16 protein-coding genes are annotated in these 17692 nt (G+C 59.5%); 13 read left to right on the top strand and 3 right to left on the bottom strand.

Annotation, left to right across the window (positions count from 1 at the left end; translation table 11 throughout):
* Positions 1 to 10 precede the first annotated feature (10 nt).
* From J8C06_RS04600 to J8C06_RS04610, 3 genes are read left to right on the top strand one after another with little or no spacing between them, the layout of a single operon-like run.
* Entirely contained in the window at positions 11 to 1030 is a 1020-nt protein-coding gene (locus J8C06_RS04600) for a BMP family lipoprotein (RefSeq protein ID WP_211429607.1), read from the top strand.
* Entirely contained in the window at positions 1027 to 2190 is a 1164-nt protein-coding gene (gene thiO, locus J8C06_RS04605) for a glycine oxidase ThiO (RefSeq protein ID WP_211429608.1), read from the top strand. Before J8C06_RS04600 ends, thiO begins: the two co-directional genes overlap by 4 nt.
* A 16-nt stretch (positions 2191 to 2206) precedes the next feature.
* Complete coding sequence (locus J8C06_RS04610) at positions 2207 to 3028, top strand: purine-nucleoside phosphorylase (RefSeq protein WP_211429609.1); 822 nt, start codon at positions 2207 to 2209, stop codon at positions 3026 to 3028.
* Positions 3029 to 3049: 21 nt separating this feature from the next.
* On the opposite strand, the gene J8C06_RS04615 is transcribed toward J8C06_RS04610, so the two are convergent.
* The gene (locus tag J8C06_RS04615; RefSeq protein ID WP_211429610.1) at positions 3050 to 3733 is read right to left on the bottom strand and encodes a YggS family pyridoxal phosphate-dependent enzyme; all 684 of its coding nucleotides are present in this window, start codon (positions 3731 to 3733) and stop codon (positions 3050 to 3052) included.
* A 10-nt stretch (positions 3734 to 3743) separates the two neighbouring features.
* Positions 3744 to 4094, bottom strand: coding sequence for a TraR/DksA family transcriptional regulator (locus tag J8C06_RS04620; protein WP_211429611.1), 351 nt, complete (start codon positions 4092 to 4094; stop codon positions 3744 to 3746).
* 137 nt (positions 4095 to 4231) lie between these two features.
* Here J8C06_RS04620 and ruvX point away from each other — a divergent pair, with 137 nt between their 5' ends.
* From ruvX to J8C06_RS04660, 8 genes are all read left to right on the top strand, one after another.
* Positions 4232 to 4783 carry a Holliday junction resolvase RuvX gene (ruvX, locus tag J8C06_RS04625; protein WP_211429612.1) on the top strand — a complete coding sequence of 184 codons (552 nt, stop codon included), beginning with the start codon at positions 4232 to 4234 and terminating at the stop codon, positions 4781 to 4783.
* Positions 4784 to 4846: 63 nt separating this feature from the next.
* Entirely contained in the window at positions 4847 to 5317 is a 471-nt protein-coding gene (locus tag J8C06_RS04630) for an arsenate reductase ArsC (protein WP_211429613.1), read from the top strand.
* An 85-nt stretch (positions 5318 to 5402) separates the two neighbouring features.
* Complete coding sequence (locus J8C06_RS04635; RefSeq protein WP_211429614.1) at positions 5403 to 8189, top strand: DUF7948 domain-containing protein; 2787 nt, start codon at positions 5403 to 5405, stop codon at positions 8187 to 8189.
* A 220-nt stretch (positions 8190 to 8409) separates the two neighbouring features.
* Positions 8410 to 9102 carry an NfeD family protein gene (locus J8C06_RS04640; RefSeq protein ID WP_211429615.1) on the top strand — a complete coding sequence of 231 codons (693 nt, stop codon included), beginning with the start codon at positions 8410 to 8412 and terminating at the stop codon, positions 9100 to 9102.
* Complete coding sequence (locus J8C06_RS04645; protein WP_246602088.1) at positions 9095 to 10696, top strand: flotillin family protein; 1602 nt, start codon at positions 9095 to 9097, stop codon at positions 10694 to 10696. The genes J8C06_RS04640 and J8C06_RS04645 overlap by 8 nt, the downstream gene beginning before the upstream one ends.
* Positions 10693 to 11382, top strand: a complete 690-nt coding sequence (locus tag J8C06_RS04650) for a DUF7003 family protein (RefSeq protein ID WP_211429616.1) — start codon at positions 10693 to 10695, stop codon at positions 11380 to 11382. Before J8C06_RS04645 ends, J8C06_RS04650 begins: the two co-directional genes overlap by 4 nt.
* 2 nt (positions 11383 to 11384) lie before the next feature.
* Entirely contained in the window at positions 11385 to 11969 is a 585-nt protein-coding gene (locus tag J8C06_RS04655) for a phosphatidylglycerophosphatase A family protein (protein WP_211429617.1), read from the top strand.
* Between the two features lie 52 nt (positions 11970 to 12021).
* Complete coding sequence (locus J8C06_RS04660) at positions 12022 to 12750, top strand: ion transporter (protein ID WP_211429618.1); 729 nt, start codon at positions 12022 to 12024, stop codon at positions 12748 to 12750.
* 43 nt (positions 12751 to 12793) lie between these two features.
* On the opposite strand, the gene J8C06_RS04665 is transcribed toward J8C06_RS04660, so the two are convergent.
* Positions 12794 to 14965 carry a tetratricopeptide repeat protein gene (locus J8C06_RS04665; RefSeq protein WP_211429619.1) on the bottom strand — a complete coding sequence of 724 codons (2172 nt, stop codon included), beginning with the start codon at positions 14963 to 14965 and terminating at the stop codon, positions 12794 to 12796.
* A gap of 235 nt (positions 14966 to 15200) precedes the next feature.
* On the opposite strand from J8C06_RS04665, the gene egtB reads away from it, so the two are divergent.
* Together egtB and egtD are read left to right on the top strand one after the other, a co-directional pair.
* Positions 15201 to 16493 carry an ergothioneine biosynthesis protein EgtB gene (gene egtB / locus J8C06_RS04670; RefSeq protein WP_211429620.1) on the top strand — a complete coding sequence of 431 codons (1293 nt, stop codon included), beginning with the start codon at positions 15201 to 15203 and terminating at the stop codon, positions 16491 to 16493.
* Positions 16490 to 17509 carry an L-histidine N(alpha)-methyltransferase gene (egtD, locus tag J8C06_RS04675; RefSeq protein ID WP_211429621.1) on the top strand — a complete coding sequence of 340 codons (1020 nt, stop codon included), beginning with the start codon at positions 16490 to 16492 and terminating at the stop codon, positions 17507 to 17509. The genes egtB and egtD overlap by 4 nt, the downstream gene beginning before the upstream one ends.
* Positions 17510 to 17692: the final 183 nt, after the last annotated feature.

A 17692-nucleotide genomic window follows, 5' to 3' on the forward strand; every position in this document is an offset into this window, starting at 1 on the left:
GACTGAGGGAATGATGTGGCGCACGAGGCTGGGTGTTGTTCTGTCCATCGTTTTGGCCTGGTTCGTCTCCATCGGCTGTGGCAGCCGGGTTCCACGCGATGAGTCTGGAAAGCTGCGGGTCGGATTGGTTTTTGATATTGGCGGAAAGGATGACAAGTCGTTCAATGCCGCCGCTTGGGAAGGCGCTAAACGCGCGAAACAGACCTTGCCTATCGTGCTGCGCCATGCCGAACCTGGCGAGCCAAACAACCTCGAACCGTGCATGCGGGCCTTTGCCGAGCGCGGCTACGACCTCATCATTGGGATTGGTTTTGCGCAGGGGCCGGTACTGGCGGCCGTTGCCAAGGAATATCCAAACATCCACTTCGCCATCGTGGACTCGGTCGTGGATTTGCCCAACGTCGCGTCGCTGGTATTCAAGGAACACGAAGGCAGCTTCCTGGTGGGCATGATGGCGGCCCGGGCCAGCCAAACCGGCAAAATCGGCTTTGTTGGTGGCATGGACATTCCTCTCATTCGTAAGTTTGCGACCGGTTACGAGGAAGGCGCACGTTACGTCAATCCGAATATCACAATCCTGAAGAACTTTGTCGGGATCACCGATGCCGCATGGAACAATCCGGGGAAGGGCAAGGAGCTGGCCACGGCCCAGTACGAAGCCGGCGCCGATGTCGTTTTTCAAGCGGCTGGCAACTCCGGCATTGGCGTGTTTGACGCAGCCGAGGAAAACCGGAAGCTGGCAATTGGCGTTGACGCCAATCAGAACTGGGTCAAGCCCGGTTTTGTGCTGACCAGCATGGTCAAGCGGGTGGATGTGGCCGTGTACACCATCATCCAGGAAGCGCTGGAGAAACGGTTTCGCGGTGGTCTGCACGCCTACGGGTTGGAAAACGACGGCATCGCGTACGCGCTCGACGACTACAACCGCCCACTCGTGTCGGACGAGGTCCTGCGCGAAGTTGAAGCCGCGCGGCAAAAAATCATGACCGGTGAAATCAAGGTCACTGACTACATGGCGAACCTGAAATGACCGCAACCAGTGATGCCGTTGTGATTGGCGGCGGGGTGATCGGGCTGGCCATTGCGCGGGCGCTGGCGCGGGATGGCTTGCGCGTGACTGTTTTTGAACGAAATGCGCAACCTGGTGGGGAGGCGTCCTGGGCCGCAGCCGGGATGCTGGCCCCACAATCTGAGGCCGACGCGCCCGGACCACTGTTTGACCTCTGCCTCGCCAGCCGGTCGCTCTATGCCGACTTTGTGGCCGCGCTCTGGGAGGAAACCAGGATAGACGCCGAGCTGTGCCCGGCTGGAACGCTCCTTCTGGCTGAACAAGAAACGGACGTGGCGGCCTTGCAGTCCAAGTTGGCTTGGCAAACGGCGGCCGGTTGTCATGCCGAGTGGCTGTCTCCGTCCGACATCCGAACGGTTGAGCCGCTGCTGGCCGGTTGTGCCGGGGGACTCTACCTACCGGATGACTGGCAAGTTGAGAACCGCCGTCTGACGCAGGCGTTGGTTGCGGCCGTGACGGCGGCCGGAGTGAACATCGTGTGCCATTGCGAAAACCTCGAACTGGTGGTTGCGGATGGACGGGTTGTTGGGGTTGAAGCCCACGGTGAGCGTTGGTCGTCTCCGGTGGTGATCAACGCTGCCGGGAGTTGGGCGGCGCGGATGTCCCCCACGCTGTTACGGCTGCCAGCGGGTGCTGTCCGTCCGATTCGCGGCCAAATGGTAGCGCTCCAGATGCCAATCCAGGCCAAGGTGCGGCATGTCATTCGGACGCCGCGGGTGTATCTGGTACCGCGCCGGGATGGCCGGCTTGTCATCGGCGCAACTGTCGAGGATGTCGGTTATGAAAAGCAGGTTACGGCCGGTGGTATAGCGGCTCTGCTCTCCGGTGCGCTTGCTATTGCGCCGGGTTTGGCGCGTGCGCCGCTGGGCGAAACTTGGGCTGGGCTACGCCCCCTGGCCACCGACGATCTGCCACTCATCGGCGCGACTGATGTCACTGGGCTGTTTTGCGCAACGGGACACTACCGGAACGGCATTTTGCTGACGCCCATCACCGCCGAGATCATGCGCTGTCTCGTGCAGCGTCTTCCGCTGCCATGTGATATTGCTCCGTTCTCGCCCAAACGATTTGATTCGTCCGGTGTGCTATGTTCTGAAAGCGTCTCATCCGCACCACTCTGACTGCCAAAAAAATGACATGACGGACAATTACGAAAAAGCTCTGGAAGCCGCCCATTTTCTTCGATCAAAACTGCCGAAAGTACCTGAGATTCTGGTTGTGCTTGGTTCTGGGCTGGGCGCATTCGCGGATACACTGGAGCAGTCGGTGCGTGTGGACTACCGGTTGATTCCCCATCTTCCAACCTCGACGGTGGTCGGTCACCATGGGCGGCAAGTGTGTGGCTACACTGGGGGCAAGTGCGTCGCCGCCATGCAGGGGCGGTTTCATTTCTACGAGGGCTACACGCTCCAGCAAGCGACGTTTTACTTGCGCATCGCCAAATTGCTCGGTATCGAAAAAGTCATCCTCACCAACGCGGCCGGTGGCATTGATCCATCGCTTGCGCCAGGCGACCTGATGCTGATTGATGACCATATCAACCTGATGGCTGCCAACCCGCTCCAGGGCCTCAATGACGAACGCTTCGGGCCGCGCTTCCCAGACCTGACCGACGCCTATGACCCGGACTACCGCGCCATTGCGCGTGAGGAAGCCGCGCGGCTCGGCATCCCGCTCAAGTCTGGCGTGTATGCCGCGCTGCTGGGTCCGAGCTATGAAACGCCCGCCGAAATACGGATGATCCGTTGTTTTGGCGCGCATGCGGTTGGGATGTCCACTGTTCCAGAGACGATTGTGGCGCGGCACATGGGCATGCGTGTCCTGGGCATTTCGTGCATCACCAATTTGGCGGCCGGTGTCCTTGACCAACCGATCAATCACGAGGATGTACTGGAAGTCGGTCGGCAAGTTGCTGACCGCTTCATTCCTTTGCTGCATGCCGTGATTGCGCGGATGTAAGCCGGTTTGTGGGCGCGTTTTTCACCGCTCGCCAAAAATGGCTGTTCCGACGCGGATGTAGGTTGCGCCTTCCTCAATCGCCACCTCGAAGTCGTGACTCATGCCCATGGACAGCTCCGGCAGTTGGTCACCGGGGAAGTCGGTCAGCAGCGCATCCCGGAGCAGCCGCAGTTGACGAAAGTAGGGCCGCGCGTCTGTCGGGTCAGGGCAAAACGGCGGGATGGTCATCAGCCCCTGAATGCGGATATGCGGCAGTCCACGCGCCGCCGCGTAAGCGGAGGGTAGGTCCGTCGGGGACAGTCCAGATTTTGTCGCTTCGTCACCAAGCCTGACCTGGAGCAAGACCGCTTGCGGGCGTCCCCGTTCCTGAGCCAAACGGTTGAGGCGCTGCGCCAGTGCGAGCGAATCCACGGTATGAATGAGGTAGAAATGCTCGGCAGCCAGCTTGGCCTTGTTGCTTTGGAGGTGTCCGATCAGATGCCAGCGCAAGTCCGGCGGACTGTGTGGGAGCTTGGTCAAGGCCTCCTGAACGCGGTTTTCACCAATATCCTGAATGCCTGCCGCGGCTGCCGCTTGAATGGCCGCGACCGGTTTGGTTTTGGACACGGCAATGAGCGTAACGGCGTCGGGGTTGCGGCCGGCGCGGCGGGCGGCCGCAGCGATTCGCTCCCGAATGGCGGCGATGTTTTCTGCGATGGATGGCATGCCCAACGATTTACTCGGTGACGAGGCCACGCTCGATTTTTTCCTGATAAGCTGCTGTGTAACGGGCCCACGGCACCGCTTCCAACCGCTTCCGTGGGATTTCCTCGCCCGACCCCTGACAGATGCCATACGTGCCGTCGGCAATCCGCTCGAGGGCTTCTTCAACGTCTTGCAGCAACTGGCGATATTGTTCGGCCTGGCGCGCGGCAAGTTCGCGGTTGGCGTAGGTCACGGCAGCATCGAGCGGGTCTTTGACTTCCTCGCCGGTTTCCTCTTGCGTCGTGAGATTGAGGGCTAACCGCAGCTCGCGCCGCTTCTCTAAAAGTTTTTCTCGCTGCTGGGCCAGAAAGGCGTCATCCATTGCGCATTCTTTCTCCTTACAAGCTCAAACTTCTGACAGCTTCAAAGCCGATGTGGCTTTTGGACGCGCAAGCCTAGTGAGGACTTTCACGAGTGTCAATTTGTGTCAGAATCAGTCGTCTGTGTGAGGTATCCCCGATGCGACAAGCCAGTGTGGTGACGTCAAGCCTGCCTTTTGACCGACAGCCGGTTTCGGGAACACCGGCTGAAGTGGAAGAACCCAATACCGCCGCGCCTGCGCCACTGCCTTCCCAGCGAACCCTTGCCGTGGACTGGGGGGCAAAGCGCACCGGTTTGGCGATTTGTGATGAGCTGGGCCTCATTGCGCGTCCGTTGGCGGTCTGGCCGACCGGGTCGCGCAAGTCATTGGTGGCGCGGGTCGTGGCGCTGGTTGCCCAAGAGCAGGTCGTGCGCTGTGTCGTGGGGTTGGCCTGTCGGTTGGACGGTTCGCCTAACCAGGCCACGGTTCCTACCCTGGCGTTTGTCGAAGCCCTGCGCCGCGCCGCGCCCGTCCCGGTCGTGACCTGGAATGAGCGATTGACCTCGGTTGCGGCTGAAACGTGGCTACGCGAGCGCCGCATTCCCCGTCAACGGTGGGCGCTTCTGCAAGATGCCGTTGCCGCGGCGATCCTGCTGGAAGACTTCCTGGCCAATCAAGGCGGTTCATTGACCTTACCGGAAGCGCGTTGATGGATCGTTGATGTATTTAGTCATGCCTCGTCAACCAACCCTAGACTGCATTCGGAGACGCTCATGGCAAAGCCCATCGTATTTGTGTGTATTGAAAATTCCTGCCGAAGCCAGTTGGCGGAAGCGTTCGCCCGGATACATAACCCCGGTGGCTTCGAGATTCATAGCGCTGGTTCACGGCCGTCAGGTAGGGTGAACGAAAAGGCCATTGCCGCCATGGCTGAACTGGGCTACGACCTCACGCGGCACACCTCCAAATCGCTCGATGCCTTGCCTTCCGTTGTGTTTGCTGCTGTCATCACCATGGGATGTGGGGATGCTTGTCCGAGTCTGCGCGGCGAAATTCACGAAGACTGGGGCATTCCTGACCCCAAGCATCTTCCGCCGGCCGCCTTCAACTGCGTTCGAGACGAGATCGAAGCAAAAGTAAAAGCGCTTTTTGCGCGACTGTCTTCAGAGAACCTAGCTTGCAACGAAACACCTTTTCTCAACAGAGCTTGCGGGACACTTGTCAACGTTGGGCGAGAACAGTAAGCTCGCGCAACAACTTAGAAGCGCACAGATCTCCGAGTCCAAACGCTGGAATGGAATTTCTCACAAGCCCACGAGGTAATCTCCTATGAAGCGGTTTTTACACCAGTATCGCCTACGCCGGTGGATAGCTCTGCTGGCCGTTCCACCGGTTGCCCTTGCCTTTGCGCCCTTTATCGCGCAGGCCGACCGTCACCTTCCCAAGCCGACGCGGCCGACCCCCCAACCGGCCGTCCGACACGTCCTGAGTACGCCGGCCGAGAACCAAAGCAGCCGTCTGTTATTCGAGGAAAATCGCGGGCAGCATGCTGGCCCGGTACGCTACAAAATGTTTGGTGGGTCGGTGTTTCTGACCGACCGGGCGGAAGCCTGCATGCTGGTTGAAGCCGGACGCGAACCCCTCTGGCGTCCAACCGGCAAAGCTGCCCAGAATCCACTGTGGCGGAAAGTCCCGACCTCGCGTCCGGTGTATCGGGCGCTGCGCATGCAGCCGGTCGAACGTGAGACCGGGCAACCCATCCCTCCGGCGGCCTCGGAAGGACTGGCCCGTAGTCCGATCAAGCTGGCGTACTGCAAGGGCGAACGCACGCAGTGGCGTAGCCACGTGCCCCTCTATCGGCAAGTCGTTTACCACAATGTCTATGCTGGCATTGACTTGGTCTATTACCCAAAAGATGAGCGTCTGACCTATGATTTTCGCGTCTCGCCCGGTGCCGATCCAAACGCCATCTGCCTGAGTTTTGACGGAGCCGACCGACTCGCTCTGGACCGTGAAGGTAACTTACAGTGCCTAGTCGGTCAGCAAACGGTCGTGATGCAAAAACCAACGCTTTACCAGGAAGTGGCCGGTGAACGACGGATCGTATCCGGGCGGTTTGTTGTGGACGGCAACCGGGTTGCCTTTGAGGTCGGTGCGTATGACCGGAATCTGGCCTTGGTGATTGATCCAGTGCTGCCGTTTTATTCAACCTTCCTCGGCGGTGACCAGGATGATGAGGCCGTGGGCGTGGCAGTGGGCCGCATCTTCAATCGCGGCGCAACGACAAGCGGCACTGTGTTCAGTTCGCCAAACACCATCCCTGTTTTTGTGGCGGGAACTACCTTCAGTCCCTCCTTTCCTGTGCCGGTTGGCTCAGGTCCGAACGCGAATAATCCGCTTTCTACGTCGGATGTGGACATCGTTGTGGCTCGCTTCGAGTTCCGAGCGGATGGATCGGTTCCAACCAACTTGCCTGACCTTGGGCCTGCGCGGCGTTTCGCGCCGTGGAATAACTTTGCCAACGGCAGTAATTCAAGTTTCACGTATGATGACCGCGGCGCGGAAAACGGATTGGCGGCGGTCATTATCTACGGTGGAAGCGGCGATGATGTCTGCACCGGTGCCAGCGTCAACGCACTGAGTTCTGGCGTAGAACAGGTTGACGGCAGCTACTTTCGCCCGCAGATTGGACCGGTTGTTGTTGGTTACACTACCAGCAGCAATTTCCCCACCGGACGCCAAGCGTTGGGGAGTGGAACCCCTACCACCTTTCAAGCGGCGTTTGGCGGGGGCAACGCGGATGCCTTTGCCATGGTGTTTCCATTCTGCCTCGATCCACTTGCCGACAACATAACTTCGTCACCGAGTTCTCCGGTCGCTTACGCGACCTACATTGGCGGCAGTGGGGATGACGTCGCCTGGGCTTGCGCCGCGGAGCAGCGCGGTACCGATGATTTCCAATTTGTCGTGGGTGGCGATACAACCGGCAATCTGCCGGTTGGTTCAGCTAGTCCTCCGCTGTTTGATGGCACCTATGGTGGCGGCGATGCCGACGGCTTTCTGGGGCGATTCAATCCAGAGATAAATACAAGCAGCGGTCAACGTCGCTATCTGACTTATTTTGGCGGAAATGACTATGACACGGTTTCCGGGATTTCGGTTTTTATCAGTAGTGGCCCGCGGGTAGGTGTGACCGGCTTGACCTTTTCTGATCCTGAGACAGACTTTATCAACGGTTCAAGCAACGCGGTATCGAGTTCGCTAAGCGGAGCCACACGCAATGGGACGAGCGATGCCTTTGTGGCTGTTTTCAGGGAAACCACTGGCCCCATGCGCGATTTCTCAACCTATTTGGGTGGTGCGGCGGATGACTGGGGAACCGGTATTCAAGTTCGCCGCCGTGTAGTGGACATGGAGACGCGCTATGTCGTGCATGTCGCCGGGCTGACGACTTCGACGACGACCGGGGTTGGTGTCGCCGGCACAGGGGCGCTCTCCACATCGAACAAGGGCGGGCGGGATGCCTTTGTTGCCCAAATCCGTTGGGATGGAGGCCCGGTACTTACGACTCGGACACTTCAGTACTTTGGCTATCTTGGCGATGCCGGCGATGACGACGCCTTGACCCTGGCCACCAGCAACACTGCCGGCCCCGCCAACTCCATAGTTTATGTTGGTGGTATTTCCGAAGGGCCAAGCTTGACGTTGTTTGCGCCGGTCGGCGTTATCCCAGGGTTGCCAAACTTTGCGGACGACTTGCTATACCCGGCGGGTGGGATGGGAGTTCCAACCAGCCGCGGTTTTCTGGCCCGGATTTCGTCGGTGAATGAAGGCGGCACCAACTTACCAGCAACCTTGCACAACTTGGTCAACGTGGGCGGACGCGACTTTATTACCGGCGGGCAGCCCATCCAGGTGGTTTACAGCATTGCGCCGTACTTGGTCGCGCCGGTAAGTGAAAACGGTGGCGTGCTGTTTTTTGCCGGGGCCTCCAACGCAACCAATGTGTTGCCGTCTTCGCCGCCGGCTCCATACGACGTCTTCCAACCGGCACGCGCAAATAACACCAGTGACCGTAAGGATGCTTACCTTGGCTCGGTGCGACTGACGCCGTAGCCGCTGGCCGTCACCGAGCATCACTTGGACTACCCGCCGGGCAGTTACAGCCCGGCGGTTTTTTTTCAGGCGCGCACTGAGCCAGTCGCCAGAACGGCAGATGATACGCACCGCGCTTGACCGTCCAACGCAAATGCAGGTACTGTTGATTTTCACACGTTTCGTCGCGTACCGTCACGAATTTTCCCCAAAACAAGCCCGTTACGCCCGGAGACGCCCCATGACGCTAGGCAACTGGTTTGGTTTACCCTCGGTGCTTGAGTCGTTGTGCTGGGGCGTAGCGATACTTTCAACGAGTCTCCTGCTGCTCAAGCTCGTGGTTGGAACGCTGCTCGACGGCCTCGACGGACATCTCGACGGGCATTTCGCTGGAAGCGTCGGGCTACTTGGTGGTGGGGACGGAGAGACCCTCCCAGGTGGCGGACTCAAGGCAGTTCTGGCCGGGTTGGGCGTCGCGGGCTGGAGCGGCGTGCTGTGCTTTCAACTGACCCGTTTCTCTCCGCTTGTCGTGCTAGGCATGGCGCTCGGATCCGGTGCCGTCACGTTTCTACTGACAGTCTGGCTTCTCCGGCAGCTCTATCGGATTGAGTCGGATGGTACGCTCCAACCAACCAGCGCGATTGGCCGGTTTGGCACCGTGTACTTGACCATACCGGCGCATGGGCAAGGCTGTGGACAGATTCAAATTGAAACCCAAGGGCGGCTTGCCACCCTGGACGCAATGACCGACGGTCAAGCTATCCCGACTGGGTCGCGGGTGTTTGTCCATAGCGTGAGCAATGGCGTTTTGATGGTTGCGCCGGAGTCGCTACTGAGTCCCTACGCCGGTCTGGAGGCAGTGTGTCGCTCCAACGAAGCCAAAACTGACGACCGTACGTTAGCCACACCCCACAAGGAGGTTTCTCATGGGTGACATCAGTCTGTTGATGCTGGGCGTGATCGGCATTTCGGTTCTGGCCGTGCTGATTGTGGTGGCCATTATCGTCAATCAATACAAGCGTTGTCCGTCGAACCGCATTCTGGTGATTTACGGTAAAGTTGGCGGCGGACGGAGCGCCAAGTGTATTCACGGGGGTGGGGCGTTTGTTATTCCTGTCATTCAGGATTACCAGTTTCTAAGCCTCCAGCCGATGCCAATCGAGATTAATCTGACGGGGGCGCTCTCGAAGCAAAACATCCGCGTCAACGTGCCGAGTACCTTTACGGTAGCTATCTCAACCGACCCAAATGTCATGGTCAATGCTGCCGAACGGTTGCTGGGCCTTGATGAACGGCAAATCAAAGAGCAGGCCCAAGACATCATCCTGGGCCAACTGCGCCTGGTCATCGCTACGCTGACCATTGAGGAAATCAACCGTGATCGTGAGGTGTTCCTCAAGTACATCAACACCAATGTGGCTTCCGAGCTACATAAGGTTGGCTTGCAACTCATCAACGTCAACATCAAGGACATTACCGACGCATCTGGCTACATCGAAGCGATTGGGAAAAAGTCCGCGGCTGAAGCCATCAACAAGGCCCGTGTTGAAGTCGCCGAACAGGAACGGTTTGGGGCGGTAGGCGAAGCCAAGGCCGTGCGCGAGCGCACGGTGCAGGTTGCCCTTGAAACGACTGAAACTGAAAAAGGACAAAAAGAAGCCGAACGGACGGTGCGGATCGCCACCGCACAACTCGAAGCCGAGGCGGCTATTTCAGAAGCGCAGACCTCACGTAAGAAAACGATTGATATTGCCGCTGAACGGGCCGAGGCCGAAGTTGGTCTCAAGCGCGCGGAAGCCCAGCAGCGTATTTCCATTGCCGAACTCGAAGCTGAAACGGCTGCCAAGGAAAATAACTCCCGCGCTGCCGTCATCGAGTCAAATGCGATGTTGTCCGAGCGACAGGCCGCGGCCCAGCAGCGAGCCGAAGTGGCCAAAGCCAATGCTGAACGAGAAATTCTCATCGCCCAGCGCCAGCGCGAAACGGCCCTGTTGGAAAAAGAGGAACTGGTTCGGCAAGAAATCGAAAAACTCAAGCGGCAAGTGGATGCCGATGCCGAGGCCGAACGCATCCGGCGGGTCGCCCAAGGCGAAGCTGATGCGCTGTTGCTCAAGTACAAGGCCGATGCCGATGGGATGAAGCAACTCTTGCTGGCCAAGGCCGAGGGTTACCACAACATCATCCGCGCCTGCGGCAATGATCCGGACACGGCCGCCAAGCTCATCTTGCTTGAAAAGCTTGAAGCGGTGGTCGAGAAGCAAGTTGAAGCCATTGCCAATCTCAAGATTGACAAGATCACCGTCTGGGACGGCGGCGGCAACGGTGAAGGCAGTTCGACATCACAGTTCATTCGGAACTTCGTTTCAGCCTTGCCACCGCTCCAGGAGATTGCCCGGCAGGCGGGGATTGAGCTGCCGGCTTACCTTGGCTCGTTGGCCGAATCTGGAACGAACGGCAAAACGGACAAGGCGCTTCCGCGTTCGGCGACACCCGTTGCTGCCAAGCCGACGCCAGCAAAAGAAGGGTGACACCCGCCGAGATTTTGAGCCAACTCGATGCTTGTGCTGAAAGCCTGGCGTTCCCAATGCTGGATGCGCCGGGCTTTCGCTTGGCCGCCGCGCGCCTGCACGCTTACCGGGATGCTGAACGGTGGGCGTTGGTGATTGAGACGCTTGGCTGTCATGAGTTTGGCATTGGTCATGCAGCAATTGACAACTGCCTGCACGTCTATGGCAACTGTCTGGAGCGACCGCCGGGCACGCGCCCGGAGGATTACCTGCACCCCACTTCAGATGGCGACGAGTGTCCAACGTTTGACGAGCGCCAGTACGTCCGGCGGGAAGCCCGCACCGTGCGTATTCGCGGCCGACTCGTATTACTCCCAGACCGGTCACCGCTCTTGGATTCGGAAGGACGCCCGCTGGCGCTTGGGCGCCGGTGGCGTGACGACGAGCTGCTGCGCTGGTTGGCAGCCCGATACCGCCATGACTTGCTGGCGACCGAAGCCGAGTTGCGGGGACGGATTCCACCAGACCTGCCCGAGTTGCTCACCCTGGATGCCTGGCATCATCCTGACCTGGGCAGTGAAGTCGTCCCCAGCGCCTCCGAAACCTTTCGGCAACTGGCAGAGGTTTTGGCAACTGGCGACGTAACGCGCTATCGTCCGAGCCATCCATCCAATACCTGCCGACCTGATTGGACGGTTGGAGCCTAGCCGTGCGTTTGACCAAAGCGGTTGTCTATGACCGCCCGCGAGTGCCACCGAAAACCTTTGGCGACTACATCGCGCTGGTCTGGGCAACGGGCTTTTTTTCCGGCTTTTCGCCAATTGCACCTGGAACGGCCGGCTCGGCTGTGATGGCCGGGCTGTACTATGCCGGTGGCAAGCTAGGTTTTTTTCAGCCGTTTGCGCTCGATACGCTGATTTGGGGACTGGTCGTCTGTGCCGCCGTGAGTTACTCAGGTATATGGGCTGCCGAACGCGCCGAGCGCTTCTTTGGAGCTAAAGACCCTAAAGAAGTCGTTGTGGATGAGTTTGCCGGACAACTGATCGCGTATTTGTTCCTACCACTGCTGCCGATGCTTGCCCATATCCCGTGGGCTTTTGAGGCATGGGTTATCGGTGGTTTTGGGCTGTTTCGGCTTTGCGATGTTATCAAGCCCTACCCGGCCCAGCACTTTGAGGCCCTGCGTGGCGGGCTTGGAACTGTGGCCGATGACATTGTGGCAGGGGTGCAGGCCAGTCTGCTGCTCCTGTTCTTTGCCAAGGGACTGGTGTTGTGGTTTGGCTTAGCTGTCTAACACTGGCTGGCTAAAAGCCACTGGCTAAAAGCCAAAGGTTGGTACGTACGCCATGGCCCACGATGCAGATGGACAACTCAATCTCGGTCGCTGGGAGCTGTTCATCCAAGCCATGATCTTTCTGTCGCTGGTTGACTTCGCCCTTGAAACGCTCCCCAATCTGACACCGATGCAGCGAGCTTGGCTCGAAAGCTTTGAGCTGTTTTCAGTTGGCCTGTTTACGGTGGAGTACCTCGTCCGGGTCATTGGGTCGCGGTCGCGCGCCAGATACCTGTTCAGTTTCTACGGCATCGTGGACTTACTGGCCATTTTGCCTTTTTATCTGGGCCTGGTCATTGATCTGCGCTCACTCCGGTCACTGCGGTTTCTCCGCTTGCTGCGCATTCTCAAGCTGACGCGCTACAGCCGCGCCATGAGACGCTTCCACCGGGCGCTGATCATTTCTAAGGAAGAGTTGCTCCTGTTTGCGGCAACGGCATTGATTTTGCTCTATCTGGCGGCCGTTGGCATCTATTACTTTGAACACGAAGCCCAACCGGAAGTCTTCACATCCATGTTTGACGGTCTGTGGTGGGCAGTTGCCACGCTGACCACCGTAGGGTATGGGGACAGTTACCCGATTACGGCCGGCGGACGATTTTTTACCTTCGTCGTGCTCGTTCTCGGACTGGGGATTGTCGCGCTGCCTTCCGGGATCATTGCCTCCGCGCTGGCCAAAGCCCGGCAGGAAGAAGATAGCGCCGCAGAACGGAAGGTCTCGGATACCACCGACGAAGCCTAGTTGGCGCGCAAACCAACCGCCGGACCCACGCCAAGGCATCTGACTACCGAGATGGTGCCGGTTTCCAGGCACGCGCCCGGTCAAGTGTTTCGGCCAACTGGGCACGGATGTGGGCCGCCTGGGTTCCAACCGCATCTTCGGCCGCCTGACGATGCGACTGGATGGTTGAAACGGCTGCCTGGCTCATCCCCTGGTTTCGGAAGCAGGTTTCGGCTTGCAGGCAGGCGGCAAAAACCAATTCAGGTGATGCGCCATGGCGTGCCATGAACAGCGCGTATTCGTACCAAGCCGCGCCCTGGGTTGTCAGGGATTGGCTTTCCTGGGCAAGCCGGATGGCGAGATGGTGATGCTCGGCTGCACGGTCGAGCCGGGCGTGCTGAGCATGCAGGTCCGCCTGGCGCGTGGCTGTCACGCTGGCCAAGTCAAGCGCCGGCAACGTGGAAGCCGCTTCAAAAACTGTGGCGTAGCAGCGTTCGGCTGCATCCGCTTTGCCGATGGCCGCATAGCTGTCACCAAGCTTGAGCGTCCATTCAAGCGACTGGCGCTGTGCCTCCGGCCCGCTCGGCAGTGCTTGAAGCCCCTTCTCATAGGCTTTGGCCGCGTCCTGATGGCGATTGGCGCGCATGTAGGCATCGCCCAGGTTAGCCCAGGCAATGGGTTGTCCATCCGGGTCAAGCTGCACGGCGCGTTCCCAGGCCGCCATGGCATCGGTTTCGGCCCCCTGCCGCGCGGCCAGCGTCCCCAAGTTGACGAGGGCCGCAACGTTATTGGGCAAATGGTGGTGAAAATTTTGGTAGTGACGGTAGGCCGCGTCATATTCGCCCTGCTCGATCAGGATTTGTCCGAGCATGGCCTGATGTTCCGCATCGTAAGGATTGACGGCGACAACTTTTTCAAGGGCTTCGCGGGCACGTAACCGGTCGCCTTCTGCCAGCGCCAGCCGCGCCAGACGGGCTGCCACTAGGGCGTCGTTCGGATTGAGTTGGATGGCTTGCGTCAGAGCGGCAACATCCGTGGTGCGCCCACCTAGCATGAACTTGATGAGGTCAACCCCCGCCAGGACGGCCAATCCAACCACCGCCGCCGATAAACCAAGCCGTCGCAGCCAGGGCGTCCGGGCCGCCACCGCTTTGGGAGTATCTGCCATCTGATCCCGAACCAGCACCGCCGCGACGTGGGGTTCGCGCAGCTTCCACACGGCGCCGTCCAGGATGAAATGGTGGATGTTGACCAGGGCCGTGAAAGCCAGAAAGCTCGTTGTGAAGTCGAGACCGAACACCAGGCTGGCGACCCACGGCCCAGGGATGAAAAGCAGTACCCCGACCGCAAAAAGGAAAACGACGTAAGACCACGGCCGCCACTGCGCGCCCTGTTCGCGCCGCGCATAGTGGGATGTCACCCAGAGGTACTGCGCCGAATGGAGTACCGCCAGCATCCCAGACGTGTACCGAACCTGAAACACGGCTTCACCGGCCAGGACGATGCCGGCCGCGGGAATAAACCACAGGGCCTGGGTTGCCAGGAGCGCCAGGGTCGGCCCGCTGGCTTGCCAGTCGTGGCGCTGGCGCAACTTTCGTCCGATAATGAAAGTTATGAGGAAAAAGGCCGCGCCAAAGACGCCGATCAGGGTTTTCGCTACCGGTGGCGGCAACTCGACCGAGTACAGCAGCGGATCGGCCGAAGCTCCGCTGTTGAATGCCGTCAGCAGCATGGCGTAGGGCAAGGCAAACGCCCCCCACAGCCAACGCTGCATGTGGCGATCAAGTGCGCCAAGCCCGTTACGACGCGCAAACATCAGGGCAATGCCGTAGTTCTGTCCGGTGTAGTGCCACGGACTCCAGAAGACGTAAAGCGTAAAGGCCCAAACCAGCAACGGTGGATGGGCATGAACTAACAGAAGCCCGGCCGCTGTCGCCAGCGATGACCACATGAGGACCGTCCCGTAGCGTGTTCGAGCCGCCGGGGTGGCGCACGCTCGATGCCAGGTCGCGGCATAGTGCGGGTAGTTGCACACCAGCGCCAAGGCGTAAAAGGCAAGGGCAAAACTTCCGGCAAAGTGCGGCTCGACGGTGTAGCTCACGAGCAGCAGGGGCAGCGACCACAACCCGCAACCGATGGTGAGGTCGGTCAGCCTGCCATAGAGCCAGCGTGGTGGGTGGTCGGTGGGTTGGGATGCTTCCGGTAACGTCGTTTCAGTGATCGAGCGGTTGTCCATAAGCAGTCACCGGCTCAAAAACGGATGCAAGGAGGTTTGCGCAAGCTTGCCATGCAAAAAGTAGTATGCGAAAAGCTTAAACCCAGCGAGGCCAGCCTCGTCAAGGACGGTAGGTTTCGCTTTGCTCCGTATGGTATGGTGACCCGAACGGCGCATGTAATCCGCGTCACTTGCCGCGTCAGGCCACATTCCACCTAGCGTAGGTTGTCTGCTGCGCATCGCGTTACGCACGCCCATGGAAGCTACTCGAACCCAACTCGAACTGATGGACGACCGCGAGCCGTGGGCAGCACGTTATCGTGCAGTGCGCACCGTTTCAGAACAGATTTGCCGTCCCTTGGAAATCGAGGACTATGTGGTGCAGCCGATGCCGGAGGTCAGCCCCCCGAAGTGGCATCTGGCGCACACGAGCTGGTTTTTTGAGGCCTTCATCCTCAAGCCATACGTTACCGGCTATCGGCCCTTTCATCCGCGCTATGACTATGTCTTCAACTCGTACTACGAAGCCGTTGGCGAACGTCATCCACGTGCCCAACGCGGACTGGTCACGCGCCCAACCGTCCGTGAAGTCTATGCCTACCGCGCCTATGTGGATGCTGCCACCGAACGTTTCATCCGGCACTGTGACAGCGCCACTTGGGCCACGGCTCAGCCTGTCCTGACCCTGGGCGTGCATCACGAGCAGCAGCATCAAGAGCTGCTCCTGACCGACATCAAAGCCATTATGGCGACCAATCCGCTCGACCCGGCCTGTGCGCCGCTGCCCGACCCCTTGCCCGTGTCGCCGGTCTTGTCCACTTGCCCGGCGGATGGGTGGTACACAGTTGATGGCGGCAGATACGCCATCGGTCACACTGGCGACGGATTTGCCTTTGACAATGAAGGTCCACGCCACGAAGTCTTGTTGCGCCCCTTTCGACTGGCGGCGCAATCGGTGACGAACCGCGACTTTTTGGCCTTCATGGCTGATGGTGGTTATACTCGGCCGGAGCTGTGGCTCTCAGACGGATGGGCAACGGTGACGGCGCGCGGGTGGCAGTCACCGGCCTACTGGCGGCCGGGAGCAGGCGGCACGTGGCAGGTGATGACGCTGCATGGTTTACGTCCGTTAGGCCTCGATGAGCCGGTTTGCCACCTCAGCTTTTATGAGGCCGATGCCTACGCCCGCTGGGCCGGAAAGCGGTTACCGACCGAAGCCGAGTGGGAGGTGGTCGCCAACCGTGTGCCGATGGTTGGGAACTTCTATGAGTCTGGCGCATGGCATCCGTTGCCGCTGCCGGCGGCCGCGCCATTGTTTGGCGATGTCTGGGTATGGACGGCTAGCCCCTACACGGCTTATCCGGGGTTTCGCCCAGCAAATGGGGCGCTCGGCGAATACAACGGCAAGTTCATGTGCAACCAGATGGTATTGCGGGGCGGCTCATGCGCGACCTCCGTGACGCACATCCGTCCCACGTACCGCAACTTTTTCCCGCCCGATGCGCGGTGGCAGTTTACCGGTGTCCGGCTGGCAGAGGATATGTCATGAGTCATCCCCAACTGGTTTCGGCAGCTCGCCCGTCCTACGGGTACATTGTGTCGTTTCACGACCTCCATCCGACGCCGGCGGCATTTCGGGAGGAAGTCGTGGCCGGGCTGCGTCGTCCGCGCAAGGCGATTCCGGCGAAGTTTTTTTACGACCAGCGTGGTTCAGCACTCTTTGACGAAATTTGCCAACTGGAAGAGTACTATCTGACCCGCACCGAAACAGCCTTGCTCGAAAACCATGTGCCCGAAATTGCCACGCTTCTTGGCGAAGATGTCTTGCTGATCGAGTATGGCAGCGGCAATGGACGTAAAACCCGGATTTTACTGGACTGTTTGCCCAATCTGGCCGCCTATGTGCCGGTGGACATTTCAAAAGATCATTTGTTGGCCGCGGCAACGGACATTGCCCAAGCGTATCCCTACTTGCGGGTGACGCCGGTGTGCGCGGATTACACCCGCGAAATGGCGTTCCCGGACTTTGAAGAGTTTCCTTATCGGCGACGGGTCGTGTTTTTCCCCGGCTCGACCATCGGTAACTTCACGCCGGACGAGGCCGAAGATTTTCTCCGCCATGCGGCCGACGTGGCCGGGCCACCTGGCGCCCTGCTCATTGGCGTGGACCTGAAAAAAGACCCGACGGTGATTGATGCAGCCTACAATGACAAGCGCGGCGTAACGGCTGCCTTCAACCTGAACCTCCTCCACCGGATCAATACCGAACTCGATGCCGATTTCGACCTGCGCGCGTTCGAGCACCGGGCTCTGTATGATCCGGTCCAGGGACGGGTGGAGATGCACCTAGTCAGCACACAGCCCCAGACCGTTCGCATCGGAGACGAAGTCTTCACCTTCGCCGAGGGGGAAACCATCCATACGGAAGACTCGCACAAGTACGACCTCGCCGCCTTTCAAGCCATGGCCGGCCGGGCCGGATGGACGGTCAAAAGGGTTTGGCAGGACAGTTTGCAGTACTTTGCGGTGTGCTTGTTTACCCTCGCGCCCCAGTCGGTTGCGTAGGTTGCCAACGTCAAGCGCTATTCATCATGCTTTCCAGCATTGAGCCGGCCCTTGCCAGAAGAGCCGGTTGCTGGAAAACCGCCAAGCAAGACCGGGAAGCCGCTCTCCCCAGGGGCTTCTAGAAGCTTTTCACCACGTGGACGTGGTTATCGCCAGTCGTGTTGCCGATCTCCCGCGAGAGGC

This window comes from Chloracidobacterium validum, from assembly GCF_018304825.1.
Taxonomy (GTDB): domain Bacteria; phylum Acidobacteriota; class Blastocatellia; order Chloracidobacteriales; family Chloracidobacteriaceae; genus Chloracidobacterium; species Chloracidobacterium validum.

What these genes read in the sequence shown, in the direction of transcription:
- J8C06_RS04600 (WP_211429607.1), top strand. Translation starts at nt 11, where the DNA reads ATGATGTGGCGCACGAGGCTGGGTGTTGTTCTGTCCATCGTTTTGGCC.
- thiO (WP_211429608.1), top strand. Translation starts at nt 1,027, where the DNA reads ATGACCGCAACCAGTGATGCCGTTGTGATTGGCGGCGGGGTGATCGGG.
- J8C06_RS04610 (WP_211429609.1), top strand. Translation starts at nt 2,207, where the DNA reads ATGACGGACAATTACGAAAAAGCTCTGGAAGCCGCCCATTTTCTTCGA.
- J8C06_RS04615 (WP_211429610.1), bottom strand. Translation starts at nt 3,733, where the DNA reads ATGCCATCCATCGCAGAAAACATCGCCGCCATTCGGGAGCGAATCGCT.
- J8C06_RS04620 (WP_211429611.1), bottom strand. Translation starts at nt 4,094, where the DNA reads ATGGATGACGCCTTTCTGGCCCAGCAGCGAGAAAAACTTTTAGAGAAG.
- ruvX (WP_211429612.1), top strand. Translation starts at nt 4,232, where the DNA reads ATGCGACAAGCCAGTGTGGTGACGTCAAGCCTGCCTTTTGACCGACAG.
- J8C06_RS04630 (WP_211429613.1), top strand. Translation starts at nt 4,847, where the DNA reads ATGGCAAAGCCCATCGTATTTGTGTGTATTGAAAATTCCTGCCGAAGC.
- J8C06_RS04635 (WP_211429614.1), top strand. Translation starts at nt 5,403, where the DNA reads ATGAAGCGGTTTTTACACCAGTATCGCCTACGCCGGTGGATAGCTCTG.
- J8C06_RS04640 (WP_211429615.1), top strand. Translation starts at nt 8,410, where the DNA reads ATGACGCTAGGCAACTGGTTTGGTTTACCCTCGGTGCTTGAGTCGTTG.
- J8C06_RS04645 (WP_246602088.1), top strand. Translation starts at nt 9,095, where the DNA reads ATGGGTGACATCAGTCTGTTGATGCTGGGCGTGATCGGCATTTCGGTT.
- J8C06_RS04660 (WP_211429618.1), top strand. Translation starts at nt 12,022, where the DNA reads ATGGCCCACGATGCAGATGGACAACTCAATCTCGGTCGCTGGGAGCTG.
- J8C06_RS04665 (WP_211429619.1), bottom strand. Translation starts at nt 14,965, where the DNA reads ATGGACAACCGCTCGATCACTGAAACGACGTTACCGGAAGCATCCCAA.
- egtB (WP_211429620.1), top strand. Translation starts at nt 15,201, where the DNA reads ATGGAAGCTACTCGAACCCAACTCGAACTGATGGACGACCGCGAGCCG.
- egtD (WP_211429621.1), top strand. Translation starts at nt 16,490, where the DNA reads ATGAGTCATCCCCAACTGGTTTCGGCAGCTCGCCCGTCCTACGGGTAC.